Origin of the sequence: Thalassotalea euphylliae (assembly GCF_003390375.1) — a bacterium.
In the GTDB taxonomy this organism is placed as follows: domain Bacteria; phylum Pseudomonadota; class Gammaproteobacteria; order Enterobacterales; family Alteromonadaceae; genus Thalassotalea_F; species Thalassotalea_F euphylliae_A.
Genome location: NZ_QUOT01000001.1, coordinates 1,921,644 through 1,937,532 on the forward strand (window position 1 = coordinate 1,921,644; position 15,889 = coordinate 1,937,532).

At 44.4% G+C, this 15,889-nt stretch carries 11 protein-coding genes; 5 read left to right on the forward strand and 6 right to left on the reverse strand.

Annotation, left to right across the window (positions count from 1 at the left end):
- Nucleotides 1–2 precede the first annotated feature (2 nt).
- Both DXX94_RS08515 and nagA read left to right on the forward strand, forming a co-directional pair.
- Nucleotides 3–1,028, forward strand: coding sequence for an ROK family protein (locus tag DXX94_RS08515; protein ID WP_116015187.1), 1,026 nt, complete (start codon nucleotides 3–5; stop codon nucleotides 1,026–1,028).
- Nucleotides 1,025–2,242, forward strand: coding sequence for an N-acetylglucosamine-6-phosphate deacetylase (gene nagA, locus DXX94_RS08520; protein WP_258872132.1), 1,218 nt, complete (start codon nucleotides 1,025–1,027; stop codon nucleotides 2,240–2,242). The genes DXX94_RS08515 and nagA overlap by 4 nt, the downstream gene beginning before the upstream one ends.
- A 51-nt stretch (nucleotides 2,243–2,293) precedes the next feature.
- Here the strand turns inward: nagA and DXX94_RS08525 are convergent, their stop codons facing one another.
- Nucleotides 2,294–4,537 (reverse strand): multiheme c-type cytochrome, encoded by a 2,244-nt coding sequence (locus tag DXX94_RS08525; protein ID WP_116015189.1) that lies wholly within the window; start codon nucleotides 4,535–4,537, stop codon nucleotides 2,294–2,296.
- A gap of 216 nt (nucleotides 4,538–4,753) precedes the next feature.
- On the opposite strand from DXX94_RS08525, the gene DXX94_RS08530 reads away from it, so the two are divergent.
- Both DXX94_RS08530 and DXX94_RS08535 read left to right on the forward strand, forming a co-directional pair.
- Nucleotides 4,754–6,190: an ATP-binding cassette domain-containing protein gene (locus DXX94_RS08530; protein WP_116015191.1), complete on the forward strand. Its 1,437-nt coding sequence runs from the start codon at nucleotides 4,754–4,756 to the stop codon at nucleotides 6,188–6,190.
- Between the two features lie 306 nt (nucleotides 6,191–6,496).
- Nucleotides 6,497–8,152, forward strand: a complete 1,656-nt coding sequence (locus tag DXX94_RS08535) for a methyl-accepting chemotaxis protein (RefSeq protein ID WP_116015192.1) — start codon at nucleotides 6,497–6,499, stop codon at nucleotides 8,150–8,152.
- Between the two features lie 93 nt (nucleotides 8,153–8,245).
- Here DXX94_RS08535 and DXX94_RS08540 read toward each other — a convergent pair whose 3' ends face one another.
- From DXX94_RS08540 to bufA2, 3 genes are all read right to left on the reverse strand, one after another.
- The gene (locus DXX94_RS08540) at nucleotides 8,246–9,037 is read right to left on the reverse strand and encodes an HvfC/BufC N-terminal domain-containing protein (protein ID WP_116015194.1); all 792 of its coding nucleotides are present in this window, start codon (nucleotides 9,035–9,037) and stop codon (nucleotides 8,246–8,248) included.
- Nucleotides 9,038–9,052: 15 nt separating this feature from the next.
- Nucleotides 9,053–9,898 (reverse strand): MNIO family bufferin maturase, encoded by an 846-nt coding sequence (gene bufB / locus DXX94_RS08545; RefSeq protein ID WP_220348191.1) that lies wholly within the window; start codon nucleotides 9,896–9,898, stop codon nucleotides 9,053–9,055.
- Nucleotides 9,899–10,165: 267 nt separating this feature from the next.
- Nucleotides 10,166–10,645 carry a BufA2 family periplasmic bufferin-type metallophore gene (bufA2, locus tag DXX94_RS08550; RefSeq protein WP_115999003.1) on the reverse strand — a complete coding sequence of 160 codons (480 nt, stop codon included), beginning with the start codon at nucleotides 10,643–10,645 and terminating at the stop codon, nucleotides 10,166–10,168.
- Between the two features lie 451 nt (nucleotides 10,646–11,096).
- On the opposite strand from bufA2, the gene DXX94_RS08555 reads away from it, so the two are divergent.
- Nucleotides 11,097–12,668, forward strand: coding sequence for a methyl-accepting chemotaxis protein (locus tag DXX94_RS08555; RefSeq protein WP_116015197.1), 1,572 nt, complete (start codon nucleotides 11,097–11,099; stop codon nucleotides 12,666–12,668).
- 85 nt (nucleotides 12,669–12,753) lie between these two features.
- Here the strand turns inward: DXX94_RS08555 and DXX94_RS08560 are convergent, their stop codons facing one another.
- Entirely contained in the window at nucleotides 12,754–14,670 is a 1,917-nt protein-coding gene (locus tag DXX94_RS08560) for a putative bifunctional diguanylate cyclase/phosphodiesterase (protein ID WP_116015199.1), read from the reverse strand.
- Nucleotides 14,663–15,802 carry an FIST signal transduction protein gene (locus DXX94_RS08565; protein WP_116015200.1) on the reverse strand — a complete coding sequence of 380 codons (1,140 nt, stop codon included), beginning with the start codon at nucleotides 15,800–15,802 and terminating at the stop codon, nucleotides 14,663–14,665. Before DXX94_RS08565 ends, DXX94_RS08560 begins: the two co-directional genes overlap by 8 nt.
- Nucleotides 15,803–15,889 lie beyond the last annotated feature (87 nt).

Consider the following 15,889-nt stretch of genomic DNA (forward strand, 5'->3'; position numbering starts at 1 on the left):
CCATGAAGCCTGCAGTTAATGCAGCTGTCACTACGGCAGCCAGATCACAATCTAGCTTAGCACAATCCAGCTCAGCACAATCCGGCCCAGCGCAATATTGCTACGGGCTGGATATTGGTGGCACAAAAATAGAAATTGCCGTATTCGATAACCAGCTGAGTTTAGTCGACAGCTGGCGCACACCAACCCCAACAGATAACTACCAAGCATTTATTGCCACAGTCGCTAGCCTAGTGCAGCAAGCTGAGCAAAAGTTTGGTGCCACTAACGCTATTGGCATCGGTATGCCGGGCATTATCGATTCACAAGGACGGGTAAAATCCGCCAATATTCCTTGTGCAACCGGCCAACAACTTGCACAAGACTTGCAGCAAGCGTTGGCGCAGCCACTACACATTGCTAATGATTGCCATTTATTTGCGCTATCTGAAGCCAATGGTGGTGCAGGCGATGGCAAAATGAATGTTTACGGCGCGATAATCGGCACGGGGGCCGCAGGTGGCTTTTGTATTAATGGTCAACTGGCTAAAAGTCGCCAAAATATTATTGGTGAATATGGCCATATTGCCGCTTCAGCTAGTGTGATTAATCAATATCAATTACCGATCAACGCCTGTGGTTGTGGCCTACAAGGCTGTTATGAAACTTATATTGCTGGCCCAGGTTTAGCTAAGCTTTATCAGCATTTTGGTGCAGATAAGGCAGATACCAAAGTCTTTGTTGAACAGCTGAAGGCTGGTGACACTATCGCCAAACAAACCTTTGACTGTTATATGGATTTACTAGGAGCTGCCTTTGCAAGCCTAGTGTTAAGTTATGATCCTGATGTTATCGTTGTTGGTGGAGGCTTATCGAAAATTACCGCGATTATTGACGCCCTTCCAACGGCTATTGCCAAACACCTGTTTGCCGGAGTTGAAGTGCCACCAGTACAAGCGGCAAAATTCGGTGATTCTAGCGGCGTACGCGGCGCCGCAATTCTGGGAACACAGTTAGCTAAAAATGACGTAAATGGAGAGCGTTTGTGAACATACCGCTAGATACACAAAAAAATCAGCCACTACCGGCTCGCTACTACCTTACTGCTAAGCAAATTTTTACTGAGCAGCAAGTACTTGAACATGCCTATGTGTTAATCGAGCAAGGGCAAATTGCCGCCATCGAACAAAGCCCAAGTACAGATTTACCGGTACTCGATTTAGGTGATAATAGTGTCTTGCCAGGCTTTCTTGATCTTCATATTCACGGCCGTGAAGGTTGTGACATTATGGATGCTAAACGCGAGTCAATTGAAACCATTTCACGCTCACTAGCCAAACATGGTGTAGTCGGCTTTTTAGGTACCACAGTCACTTCGACATGGCAGAATACGCTCGACGCATTTCGCTGTGTTGGCGAGGCTTATCACCAACAACCCAGCGGTGCACAAGTGTTAGGAGCCTACAACGAAGGTTTGTTCTTTACCAAAGATCACAAAGGCGCCCACGACGAGCAATACTTTTTGCCGCTGACAAAAGACAATATCGATGCAATTATCGATGCCGCGCAGGGCTCATTAAAAGTCGTAGCATTGGCACCAGAATTAGAAAACTCTGAACACATTATCCCTTACCTAAAAAGCAAAGGGATTCGCACTATGCTTGGCCATACTTCTGCTAACTATCAGCAAACCTGCGATGCCCTGCATGCCGGTGCCTGTGGTGGGGTGCATGTGTTTAATGGCATGAAAGGTATTCATCATAGAGACCCTGGTTGTGCTGGTGCGGTGCTACTTGAACAAGATGCCTATGTTGAAGTGATCGCCGATGGTATTCATCTGCACCCTGCGATTTTGCAATTGATTTATCGCTTAAAAGGCGCCGAGAAAATGGGCTTGATCAGTGATTGTATTGTTGCTGGTGGGCTTAACGATGGTCAATATCGCCTTGGCATGTTGGATGTATTCGTCAATGAAGGCATTGCTCGCACAGACACAGGTTCACTTGCCGGCAGTACCTTAACTTTAGAGCAAGCAGTCGCTAATTTGATCAAGCTTGCTGATATTCCAGCGCTTGATGCCGTGCATACCGCCAGTTTACGACCTGCCGAATTTCTTGGCATCGACGATCAGTTAGGCAGTATTAAAGTGGGCAAACGTGCCTGTTTTGCCATTGTTGACGACAATTATGATGTGCAAGCAACCTTGATTGATGGTCAAGTAGTTTACGGCGCAGCGACCCTATCAGTGTCAGAGCCAGCATAAGCACTAAGCTTTTAATTGCCGATACCAACCTTAGTTATTGACATCGGTAGTTTATAGAAAGTACTGCTCAAGATTTTTTAGCAGTGCCGATTGAGGCAAGCTCACCAATGCCTGCTGCACATAGCTTAGTGCCGCAGGCCTACCTGCTACTTTTTCTAGCGCTAACGCATAAGTGTAATGATACTGCGCTTCATTCGGTGCTAGCTGCGTTGCCTTTGCCAAACTGTTTAGCGCCTGACGATATTGCTGCTGGCGTACCCAAGACAAGGCCATGGCGTAATGTAAGGTCGCGGATTTTGGCAGCGTAGATAAACCTTGCTGATAGATGTTTACTTCCTCAGATACCTTAACGAGATTGCGATAAATATCCGCCAAATTAATATAGCTGGCTTCAAAGTAAGGGTCGATCGCGATAGCTTGTGTTAGCTGATTGATTGCTTGTTCGGTCTGTCCCACTGCTAACTGGCGCTGAGCAATATTAACGCGCCCTTCCCCACGCCATGCAACTTGAGCCTGTGCTGAGCTGAGCTCATTAAAGACTTGCGCATATTGCTTGGCATAAGCTGCTGGAATATCAGTGCCCATTAAACTGGATAGCGCAGCAATACGCACTGCCTTAAATTGATCGGCTAACACTGGCAGCATATAGCGCTGTTTATCTGGTGCGGATAATAAGGAACCAAGGTTTGCTGCTGCTATGCGAATTAATGGCGACTCGTGCTGTAAATATCTCGCCAGCCAATTGCCGGGTAACGACTGCGTTAAATACGGAATTTGCGCCAGTAAACTCGCTTTTTGAATAGCCGGTAATTGCGGATCATCTAGCAAACGCGCTAGCCGCTCTGGATGCGACGCTTTGCCAGCGATAAAACTGGCATAATCAAAGGCAAGCTGGTGTTTAGCGGCTTTTTGGAAGCCATTTATCGAGCCTGCTTTGCCGTCTATGCCATTTATACCATCTATACCATCCAGTGCACCGTTAGCTTGCCAGCTTGCTATTTTAATCTGTGCCCAATCGGCATTCTGTTTTGGATGACAGGTTAAACAAGCAAGTGGCGTATCAAACTGTTTAGCGAGCTCAGGGTTAGGCACTTTAAAACTATGATCGCGACGGGCATCAACCCCCATATACGTAGTCGTTGGCATATGGCAGTTAACACATTGCGCACCTTGTGAATTGTCGCTGTGGCCATGATGCGTTTTGCTATTAAACACTTGTGGCGAGTGACATTGCAGGCAAAGGCCGTTACCGTCAATTTTCACTTTGCCGGAATGTGGGTTATGACAATCGACACATTGCACCCCTTGGTGATACATTTTGCTCTGCAAAAATGATCCCATCACATAAACTTCTTCTTTAATCTGGCCATCGGCGTGATAAAGCGGCGCATTTAATAAACTAGGAGAAAACTGATTGAGAAAGTGCTCGTTAGCGCTAAAGCCATCGGTTAGTGGGGTACGCAGCGAATGACAGGCAAAGCAATTCCACATATCGCCTTCCGTCCTTGCCGCGCCTTGCCATTGCGCCGTTGGTAGCTGGTTTCGTTGCCAACTACCGACACCTTTACTACTTATGCTGTCATTCGATTGAACTTTTGCTTGAACTTGCCGGTTTACTTGCGGATGCGGTTGTTGATAGCCAGCATGACACGATTGGCAGCCAACATTATCTGCTTGCCACTTGCTGTCAAAACGATTTTTTGACGCATTATAGTTTCGCTGAAAACCATCAGAATGACAGTCGGCGCACATGCCATTCCAGTTTTGTAGAGGCTGTAACCAATGCAAGCGATCTTGCTCGGTAATTTGCTCACCAATAGCTTCTTGGTAGATATGAAACCAACGCTGTCCACCTTGTTCAGCGGCTCTACTATCCCACGCAAAAGGAAACACCTGCATTTTACCGTTAGCGGTTTTTACTAGATATTGCTGCAACGGATAATGGCCAAAGGTATAGGCAAATTGATAATGCTGCGCTTGCTCAGCCTGATTTATCTGGCTGTGTTCTTCCGCTAGGCCTTGTTTACTTAATGTTGCCCAGTATTCGTCGTCTTTTTGGGAAAAGTGTGCAGACAGCTGATAGTGCGTTGCATGCGCATTGTTAAAATCTCCTTTTACCGTTGTACGGTTGGCTGGCTGCATCGCTTGCCGATGATCAGAACTGAGCCAATCCTGATATTGCTGACGATGACAAGATTGGCAATCAGCAAACTCGGTTGCATTGGCAATGCTAAACAAGCTGAGGCTAACCAGTAACAAAGCAAGATAACAAGGAAGTAAAACGACGAGATTCAAACCAGTAACTACATAGCAAACCGTGCAAATACTATAACCACTTCCTTAGTTAATGCCTACGGCTAATTCCCTTTGGCTATTTACGTGTTAACTCTTGGGTTTATTGATGTGTTTATTTAATTGTTAATAGTCTAGCTGCTTGACTTATTTTGGAAAAAACTGATATTCAATGGCTATAGTCACCAGTGATAGCAAAACTAAGGTTCAAGCGCCAAGATGTTCACCATTGAGAAACTCAGCCACCCAGATCTCACCATAGATCATTGGCAATTATCACCAAACCAGCACTGGTGTGTGTTAACTCAGCTTGGCTGCGGAGAACAATATTTACTTGATCTATTTAATGGTGATTTAGTCGATTACCAAGCCAGTAACTTAACCTTGCCAGCACAAGATAAGATCGCGGTTCTTTCTTTTCAGGCGCTGCAAAATCTTTATGAAGTTGAGCTGAAAAGGGATCGCTCAGATGAGCTTAATACACTCGATATCGGTCGACGCGTCCGTGATTTTGTTCCACTTAGCGAGCCTAACCTCAAGTTATTAGAATTAATCGGTTTAAGCCATAAACTCGACACTGGCTTTCGCCAGCTCAGCACAGGCGAAAGTCGTAAACTGATGATCATTAAAGCAATCTCAGATGGCGCTAAATTGCTGATTTGCGAAAACCCGAATGACAGCTTAGATAAAGAATCTCGCCATAAATTAGCCTTGCTGTTTAACCAGCTGATGGCGCAAGGGATTCAAGTTATCTACCTGATCAATAATCGCGAAGATATCCCCACTGATTGCCAACACTTTGCCGCTATGTCACAGGGGCGGTTTGAGGTGTTAACCGATCAGCTAAGTCAGACAACTGAGACAATTGACCAGCAAATTGACCATTACTTTGCCAACCAACGAGCTGAAGTAAACTGGCCCAATCAACGCTTTCCGCTTGATAACTATTGCCACCCGAATTTAGCTAAGCTGGTCGATTGCACTGTTCGCTATGGCGATAAAGCCGTATTTGAACGCTTTAATTTAACCATTAAACCACTGCAACATACCTTAATTCAGGGTAAGAATGGCTCGGGCAAGTCGACTGCATTGCAGCTTATTTCCGGTGATTGCCCACAGTGTTTTGCCAATGATGTTACCGTGTTTGGCTATCGACGCGGCAGCGGTGAAACCATTTGGGACATTAAAAAACATATTGGCATGGTAAGCTCAGATTTACATCGCTCCTATCGCGTGCGCTGCAACGTCCTGACGGTGGTGATTTCTGGCTTCTTTGACTCCATCGGTGTCTATCAGGCAGTTAGCCAGCAACATATTGACGATGCTAAACAATGGCTTGCCATTATTGGCTTGGCAGCCCACAGCCAATCGCTATTTCACGATTTAAGTCATGGCCAGCAACGACTCGTGTTGATTGCCCGCGCTTTGGTTAAATCTCCCTTAATGCTACTACTCGATGAACCGACACAAGGGTTAGATGAAACCAGCCGGCATCTGTTGCTCGGCTTTCTTGAGCAACTTGCCGCAATGAAGCAAACCACTATTTTATATGTCAGTCATCGAGAGGATGAACATCTACCGCTATTTACTCAGCAACTAGAGATGTATTGGTCTAGCTCTAATTGGATTAGGGTAACTGAGGCTAACAGATATTAATTTTTAGCACCTTTTACTAACTAGCTAAAAAACAGGTAAGTATCTAAAATTAAAATGAAATTTAATGGCTACTATTCAGCTCTACACTGGCAATACTTAGAAGCCAATCTAAGGGGTCATCCGAGTAACAATGTAAAACAAGAGAAAATAAGTGCAAAACAATCATAACCCAGCAATAACGATTACATAAAAACAACACTAAACTAACATTAGGTTGTAACAAAAAATCACAGCAATCATCGCAGTAACTTTAGTAAGACAAAAGCACTGTAAAGTGAATACACTAAATAAAAAGACGAGCGTTCAATGTTAAATTACTTAACTCTACTTCCAGTTAAAACCCGCCTGACAATTGGCTTTGGCGTTATCTTGCTACTAATGTTGGTGTTAACCACACTTGGCATCCAGAAAGTGAATGTGATCGATCACACACTGACTGAGATTACCGATATCAACTCAGTCAAACAGCGATACGCAATTAACTATCGTGGCAGTGTGCATGACCGCGCGATTGCTATCAGAGATGTAGCCAACGCAAGAAACAACGCCGAGGTTCAATCATTTGAACGTGAAATCAACCAATTAGCAGGATTTTATCGAGAATCCGAACGCTCGATGCAGCAAATGCTTACCGAAGCCCCCAGCAATTTTAGTAGCCAAGAACGCAGTATTTTGGAAAAAATTAACCGTATTCAAGCCCGTACATTACCGATTGTTGAAAACATTATTCAATTGAAAAAGAGTAATCAACTGAGTGAAATTAACAACTTAGTGCTTGAACAAGCCAGACCTGCATTTATCGATTGGTTAGCAGCGATCAACGAATTTATCGATTATCAGGAAGCGGCTAACCAAAAAGCAACGCCAGCCGCACGCGATGTTGCCAGTGGCTTCCAAGAATTAATGCTCGCGCTTACTGCCGTCGCCTTAGTGATTAGCCTATTCGTTGGTTACCTGATTGAGAAAAGCATGCGCCGCTCACTTGGTGGTGAACCATACGAAGCGGCAGGTGCGCTAGCAAAAATAGCACAAGGCGATTTAACCAGTCAGGTAACAACAAATGATGCCAACAGTTTGCTTGCCTCACTCAACAGCATGCAAAGCACCCTAAGTGGCATTGTTGCTAATATTGTTAACGCCGCCGACCAACTAAGCCATCAGACCATGACGGTATCTTCAGGCTCAGAACAAGCTTATGAAGCCGCGCAAAACCAAGCGTCATTAACCACAGATACCGCAGCTCGCCTAGAAACTATGCGCGACAACATAGACCAAGTATCGCAAACAGCATCTCGCACTGAAGAGAACTCAAGTTCAACCGCTAGCTATGCCAAGCAAGGTCGTGAAGCAATCAATGCCAGTGCCAAGGAAATGGAGCGTATTTCTGATACCGTAAACGGCACGGTAGAGCAAATCAGACGCCTTGAAGAACGGACAAAAGAAATTGGCGGTATTGCCAATGTGATTAGCGGTATTTCAGAGCAAACCAACTTGTTGGCATTAAACGCCGCTATTGAGGCAGCGCGTGCAGGTGAATCAGGACGAGGCTTTGCCGTAGTCGCCGATGAGGTTCGTCAACTGGCTAAGCGTACCGGTGAAGCCACCGCCGAGATTGAAAATATGATCGGCCAAGTACAAGCTGAAACAGCGGCTTCCGTAGCAGCAATGGAAACAACTCAGCCACAAGTTGAAAATGGCCGTTCACTGACCTTGCAGGCAACCGATTTATTGGAAAATATTGAACAACAAGCGACAGATTCACTGGCGCGTATTCAAGAATTAGCCAGTGCTGCAAGCGATCAAGTAACCACCATAGGTGATATAGCTCATACTATGGAGCAAATTGCCCAAATGTCAGAAAACTCAATCACTTCGCTACAAGCGAACAATAGTGCAACAAACTCACTACATGAATTGTCTGAACAACTAAAATCTGATGTGGGTTACTTTAAACTTAAATAAAATAAGCAGTTAACAAAACAAAAGGCCAGCAAAACTGCTGGCCTTTTTTGTATATTTCGGCGTTTTATCTAATACTAGCCACAAACTAACAGCCTAACTCGCCGTTCTAAATTGATAGATCAGCCCTTGTTGTAACCAGGTTTGGATGCTTTGCACTGCAAACACAGGCACTTGCTCAGGCTCATGCCATGTTAGCAAGCCTTCACAAACGTCAGCAAAGTCTGCACCTTGTAAGTACTGCTCAATCATATAGCGCTCGTCAGCTTCTAATGATCTAAATTCGGTTAAACGGTCGTGATTACGCCATAGCAACCAATGTTGCTCTTCGGCATGCTCAGTAGCTGGTGATGGTGCTTGATTACCTTTAATTGCCTGCCAACTGCGCACCGCATTATAACGCTCACTAAAGAGTTGCATGCTTGGGTGGAAACGTATTTGAATCGTCGGCCATAACTCAGGTGCAATTGCTGCTAGGTCTTGCGGCTGAGCACGCGCAATATCTGCAGCATCAAAGGCTGCCAATAATAAGCGCTCGAAACGCGCTAATTCGGCTAATATCGGGTGCTCACTAAAAGGCGCATTATTGGCGAGATACTCTGGAATAAACTGGCAATAATGGCGCAATGAATCAAATTTTGATGGATAGGCATCAAGGTAGCCCGCAAACATTTGATCAAATAGCTCATCGCCTAAATACAAGCCAAGAATCTCGTGGTCGGTTTCAACCACTTCTTGTAATCGAATACGATACGCGTTGCCATAAATAGACACGCGTTGCTCAGCGCTGATATTGCCTTGATCATTTACAACATGCTCGGCGAATGGGCCATTGCCATGCAGTAAAAAGTGCAGGAAGTCTTGTTGAATTTGTTTAAGAGAACTCATTTAACCAACCTCAAACTAGGCTTCAATCTGGCTGCGAATATTGGGAATATGCTGCTCAGCAATATTTCGTGCGATGTTTAGCTCTGCCGTTAAGTCAGCAAAACTGGGAATATTCGCATCGCGCTCAATCATAGTGCTTACCGGGCCAAACAATTTTAATGCTTCTTTGTATAGTTGCCAGACAGGGTCTGGCACATCGTGATCATGGGTATCAACCACATAGTCTCCGAAGTCAGAATGCCCTGCCAAATGGAACTGCTGCACACGTTCTGGGTTTAACGAGCGTAAATATTCCATGGCATCAAAATCATGGTTGCGCGCACTTACGTAGATATTATTGATATCTAATAACATGCGGCAGTCAGCTTGCTCACAAACTTCACGATAAAACTGCCATTCATTCATCTCGTCAGTTTTATACGTTAAATAGCTGGATACATTTTCCATCAGCATTTGACGGCCCATAAAGTCTTGTACTTGCTTAATGCGCTCAACAACGTGGGTTAACGACTCTTCTGTGTATGGCAGTGGCAATAAATCATGACTGTTAACACCACCAACTGATGTGAAACAAAGGTGATCAGAGAACCACTCTGGCTGCACATCAGCAATTAAGGTTTTTAACTTGGTTAAATACTCTATATTCAATGGATCAGTTGAACCAATCGACATTGACACCCCATGCATCACAATAGGGTAGTTTTCTCTGATTTGGTCAAGGTAATATCTTGGCTTACCACCAGCAACCATATAGTTTTCTGAAATGATTTCAAACCAGTCAACGTCTGGTTTTTGTTCAATCACATCATTGTAATGATTCGTTCGCAGGCCAAGGCCAAATCCTAGAAATTTCTTCAAAATAGTCACTCGTGTCTAGTAATAGAGATAGTGTAAATGAGCTTGAGGGTAGATAAAAACTCAAAGGCTAATGATGACAGGAAAGTTGTCAGTTTGTTGATCTATTCTATGCGAATTGCTCGCAAAGTTTATACATGGTAAATCAAAGTAAAGCAGCAATTGAGTTTGTCGCTAGATTCAACTGACTACTTTACTTTATCGCAAGGCTGTTTAGCGTAAGTAACTAAACAACCTTGTCTAAACATACTAACTAATACTTTTTAGTTAATATTATTTGCCTACAGTACCGCCGATATCGCCACATGATTTCGCTGTGGTAGAAACAAAGCCTGTACCTTTACAAGTTGCATGGCCTGCACACGCGTTTTCAGCAGTTTTACAGTCGTTGTGACCTTTACAAACGTTAACACCGTAACAATGTACTAAGTTAGCCGTTGAAATTTGGCCAGTCCATTCATCAGAAACGGTACCGCCAACATCTTTACACGCTTTAGTTGGCATGCCTACAAAGCCAGTACCTTTACAAGATGCTTGACCTGCACACGCGTGCTCAGCTGTTTTACAGTCATTGTGGCCTTTACATACATTAACGTCGTAACAGTGAACCATTTCAACTGTGTTAGTGTTTGTTGCTGCTACTGTGCTGCCAGCAGAACCTGAGTTAGAAGCAGTTGCACCACAACCAACTAAAGTAGCTGCCGCTAATGCCATTGCTGCGCCTGATAAATGAGTCTTTGTTGCTTTTTTCATAATTTCTCCGGGGCTTAAACGCAGTATTGAAAATTGTTCAAATACCGCTTGTTTTTCATGAGTCAGGGCATAAGACCCGACACCGTCAAAAAAATTGACACAAATTGTAAAAAAATTTTAATCGAATAAAAGATAAGCATAGTCGATACAACTAAATTTTGATGCCAAGGCTACTTCAACCTCCTTAAAAACAAGCATTAATGACATGCTGATACAAAAAAGCGATGTGCAACAAGTGATGATTGCGAAGGATTTAAACTCGGAAAATTTAAGTGCAAATAGTCTAATTGCATCTATAGTTTAGTTAAGCCGAAGTTTAATAAGGTATTAGATTTACTCCATTTTTATATCAGTTTTATTTAACCTCGTTGTTTTGCAGGTAGCTAAATACAACGCAATCAGACGTCCAATGAATTAAGCCTTTGCTTAACTCGCATTAAAGGAAGACAGCGTGAATAAAGACCGTCATATCAGCCAAAAAGAATATCAATTCCCTACCAGTCAACGACTTATCTCATCAACCGACAAGCGCGGCGTAATTACCCACTGTAACGAGGCTTTTGTCGAAGTTAGTGGTTTTACCTGCGACGAGCTTATCGGCAGTAATCACAACATTGTTCGCCACCCTGATATGCCAAGTGTCGTGTTCAAAGAGATGTGGGAAACCTTACGCGCTGGCAAAATATGGATGGGAATTGTTAAAAATCGACGCAAAAACGGCGATCACTACTGGGTATCAGCATTCGTTACCCCGATCTTTGAAGGCGATGATATCGTTGGTTACGAATCAGTGAGGGTTAACGCTTCTGAGCCAGAAAAGCAGCGAGCTAGCCAAGCATATCAAAGGTTGCAACAAAATAAGTCCGCACTGCCAATTAGCGACACAATTCGCCACTTTACTCGGCAAATAAGACCTTTTATCGTCGGCGGCCTTGCCTGTGTTGGCGCTGGCTGGCTCACCAACTCTACAGAATTGATGCTCATTGGCCCAGCGGTGATGGTGCTGTGTGGATATTGGAGCATTAAGAGTCAGCAAAAGTCATGGTCATTGTTTTTAAATATTGCGCCCGATGCCTACAAAGATACTACCGTAGCGCAAACTTACTTTAATGCTAACCAAGCACAGGCACGTGCTAAGCTAGCGCTAATTTGCGAAATAGCCCGCGGCAGAACCGGCCTAACAAGAATTGACGACGCCTCTGTGGTGCTTGCCGAAGTTGCCGAAACAACCCACTTTCAAGCAGAAAAAACCAGCCAAGTTATTGAACAGCAAGAAACAGCAGTACAAGTCATTGCTTCCGCTATTAGTGAAATGTCGAGCGCCATTCAAGAAGTTACCGAGCGTGTTGAAGGTAACGCAAGTAGCGCTAAAGAAGCTGCGGCAAGTGTAAATAACGGTAACCAGCAGGCTAAGCAAGCCGCAAAATCCATTGAGGAACTGAAAAATTCAGTGACTTCCATCGCCAGCACAGTAAAAGACTTAGCCGAATCGACAGAAGAAATTAATCAAGCGGCAACCATGATTTCATCCATAGCGGAGCAAACTAATTTACTGGCCTTAAACGCCGCTATTGAGGCAGCCCGCGCGGGTGAGCAAGGTCGCGGCTTTGCGGTGGTAGCGGATGAAGTGCGCAGCTTGGCAATGCGTACACGCGAATCAACCGAAGAAATTCATAGCATTGTTAACAAGTTGATCACTCGCTCGCAAAAAGCTGCAGAAGTGTCTGAACAAGGCTTAGAAGAAGCGGAAAAAGGCATGCAAATTGTCGATGGCACCCGCATTGCTTTGGGTGAAATTAATAAAGCTGTCGATAATATTGCTGATATGACGATTCAGATGTCGTCTGCCGTTGAAGAACAAAGCGCAGTAGCTGAGCATATTAACCAACAAGTGGGTGACATCGCACAAGGTGCATCAGTCGCTAAAAAGGCAGCAGAAGAATCGTTTGGCGCCAGCCAGCAGCTAAAAGATACCATCGCGAATGTCAGCTCATTGATTCGTCGCTTTAATACCTCAGCTTAACTAACTTCAGGTTTACTCGCACTCGCAACTGGGTTTTAAGTGAGAAACGAGGTTTAAAGGCCGTTCGCCTAGAGGCAATTATCGCCTATTGGCTGCCGGCAGCTGATTGCTGACACTCTTGGTTTATAAGCGTGTTAAAGTCGTTTCTCGGCATGGGTTTGTATAAGAAATAGCCTTGTGCACTTTGGCAACGTTCACGCATCACATAGTCGAGCGTTGCCTGATCTTCCACCCCTTCAGCAATTACCGACAATTCCAAGTTGTGACCAATATCAATAATGGTGCGCGTGATCGCTGCACTTTGTTTATTGGTGGTAACTCCCTGTAAAAACGCCTTATCAATTTTCAAGTAATCAATGGGCAGAATTTGCAGATAACTAAATGACGAATACCCTTTGCCGAAATCATCAAGCGCAAACGCAATGCCGCGGGTTCGAAGTTGCTCCATCGTACGGCTGATGACTTCTTTATTTTCCATGAAAATAGATTCAGTTAGCTCAATAATCAATTGGCTGCCGCATTCATTGCTTTCATCACATTTACTCAATAGATAGCGAATAAGCTCGGCATCTTGAAATTCAATAATCGATAAATTAATCGCGAGTTTTAAATGACTAAGCCCTTGGCTTTGCCACTGACTGATGCATTCAAACGCGGAGTCGATAGCCTTCTTACCGACTTGGCTGATAAGCCCTGTAGTTTCTGCGACCGGAATAAAAATATCGGGAGGAACAGAACTTCCGTCTGGCTTAAACCAGCGCATCAATATTTCTGCGCCGATGATCTCACCAGTGCTTAAATCAATTTTTGGCTGGAAATAAGGCTCAAGTTCATCTGCCTGCAAAGCTTCGCGCAATTCACGTTCAACTTTTACTTGCAACATCGCTTGCTGCTCTAGGCTTTGATCATAAAACTGGTAGTTATTTTTGCCTTGTGCCTTTGCTTGGTACATCGCCATATCGGCTTTCAAAATTAAGTGCTCAGCGCTGTTGTCGTCTTGTGGAAAGCAGGCAACGCCGATACTACAACTGACAAAGTGCTGACGGCCTGAAAGACAAAATGGTTCGGTTAAAATCGCCAGCAATTCCTCACACAGTGCGCGAATGTCCTGCTTACTTGCGACCGACTCCAGCAACAAGACAAATTCATCGCCACCTAGGCGAGCAAGTGTATCTTGCTCGCGCAAACGAGATTTAACACGTTGTACTAGTTCAATCAGTAATTCATCACCGGCTTTATGCCCTTCGGTATCATTAACGCGCTTAAAGTTATCCAAATCAATAAACAAAACCGCTAACAGCTGCTCTGAGCGCTTTGCTAATGCAAGTGCGTGTTCAACGCGATCTAATAACAAGTTGCGATTAGGCAGACCCGTCAAAGCATCGTGGTAGGCTTGGTGTTGAATTAAATCTTCACTTTCTTTTTGCTGCGTAATGTCACGAAAACACCACACACGACCGATGAGTTTACCGTCAGCTATTTGTGGCAAAGAGCGATATTCAAAAAAGCGGTTACTGCTCAGTTCGATCACCCCGTTGATGTGGCGTGTTGGGTCTTCTTCTAGTTTTTGCTTAACTTGAACCGCTTGGTTTGGGTATTTAAATAATGATAGTAGCGCCGACCAACGTTGATATTCAGTAACACCATTTTGCAGGAAAAATGTTTGCCCCATGCAATTGATGCTCATGACATTACCATCAACATCGTAAACCACAATGTTTTCGCCCGTCGCATCAAAGGTAGCGTTGAGCACGCTTAACGATGATTGCAGTTGGTTTTTTGTTTCGCTGAGTTCGCCAAGTTGATTTTTTAGCAGCGCGTTGCGCTCATTGAGCTCTTCCGATATCAAAAATAAAGAGCGTTCAAGGGTGCTAACATCTTGCTCGTATCCAACATAAGCTTCAGACACCGCAGCAAAATAATCTTGGTGCTCTGTTTTTAATGAATCGTCAATGCCAAAGCGTTTAAGTTGGCGCTTGGCTAGCTTGTGTAACTCAGTCACCCGACAGCTCTGATAACAAGGTGATGGTCATGGTTTGGTTATGCAAACCACAACGGCCAGCAGGCACAATGGGGGAAATTTCGCCATAAGAGTAAAAACCTGTCATCGCACAATTTACTGGTAAGGTTTCTTCAACAATTTCGAGCTCTTCTTCTACGCGCTGAGCCAGCACTAGCCTGCGGCCAACGCAGCTCATTAATATTGCCAATTGAGGTTCTATTTGATCAAAAAAAGTGAGTGCTTGCTCAGCTGAATCTTGCGCACCATCGACAAGATGATCATAATTTGCGCGCATTAGTTGGCAACTTGCCCCCTCTGGCATATTGCCCGCAAAAATCATACTTTGGCGTTGTTCATCAATATTTAAAATCGTGCGCACCACAGGTTGCTCTTGCTGCTCAGTTTTCATCGCAAGCGGAAAACGTAGCGCAGAGGCTGGCAAGTTTTCGGCATGCTCACCTAAAAACTCTTTATACAATTCGAGCGCTGGCTTACCGTCAATTTCAAATAACTCATTATCTTCTGAACGAGTAATTTCGCGCATGGGGCCAAACTCTCGCCAACCGCCAAGGTGACCATGCCCAACCACTAACGCATCGCCGTATAAACCAACGATGACAACTAAGCCACTGACTTTTTGGTCATTATGCCAAACAATGGTTTCTTGAAATTTAGCTGCATCCCCCGCTAACCCACCGGTAACAACAACATTTTCTGGCAGCACGCCACTAATCCCAGCAATGAGCTCAGAGCCGTTAATTGCCTGACCGTCAGAAATAACAAAGGCGTGCTTAAGCCCTTGTGCTGGAATACCACGCGCTAACGCTTGGCCAAGTTGAAAGCTATTATTAAAATCACTCGCTAGCTGACTAAAAACTTCGACATTTACACGGTCAAATTCAATCGCTGTTAAACACAAGGTGTCATCGTGTAACTGCGCACCTTGTATCTCACCACTGGTGGTGCAGCCGACAATTTGTGCATTTGGGAAAGCTTGTTGAATATCAGTGTAAAGCGTTTGATCTAAGGCAAAGTCACGATTGCCATACGTCATCACCAACTGCGCAGACGAATGTTGGACAAGTAGTGTTGACCAAGCAGACGCTCGATAAATTGACTGAAATGTTTTCATTACTTCCTCATTTCTAAAGCAACTTACGGCACTATCTTCTACTAATAACTGCGGGTAACTGCTACTTCGACTAACAATAAATATGAT

Excerpts from the sequence above, each read along its gene's own strand:
- DXX94_RS08535 (WP_116015192.1), top strand. The coding sequence starts at position 6,497 with ATGTTAAATTACTTAACTCTACTTCCAGTTAAAACCCGCCTGACAATT.
- DXX94_RS08565 (WP_116015200.1), bottom strand. The coding sequence starts at position 15,802 with ATGAAAACATTTCAGTCAATTTATCGAGCGTCTGCTTGGTCAACACTA.
- DXX94_RS08530 (WP_116015191.1), top strand. The coding sequence starts at position 4,754 with ATGTTCACCATTGAGAAACTCAGCCACCCAGATCTCACCATAGATCAT.
- DXX94_RS08515 (WP_116015187.1), top strand. The coding sequence starts at position 3 with ATGAAGCCTGCAGTTAATGCAGCTGTCACTACGGCAGCCAGATCACAA.
- DXX94_RS08540 (WP_116015194.1), bottom strand. The coding sequence starts at position 9,037 with ATGAGTTCTCTTAAACAAATTCAACAAGACTTCCTGCACTTTTTACTG.
- bufA2 (WP_115999003.1), bottom strand. The coding sequence starts at position 10,645 with ATGAAAAAAGCAACAAAGACTCATTTATCAGGCGCAGCAATGGCATTA.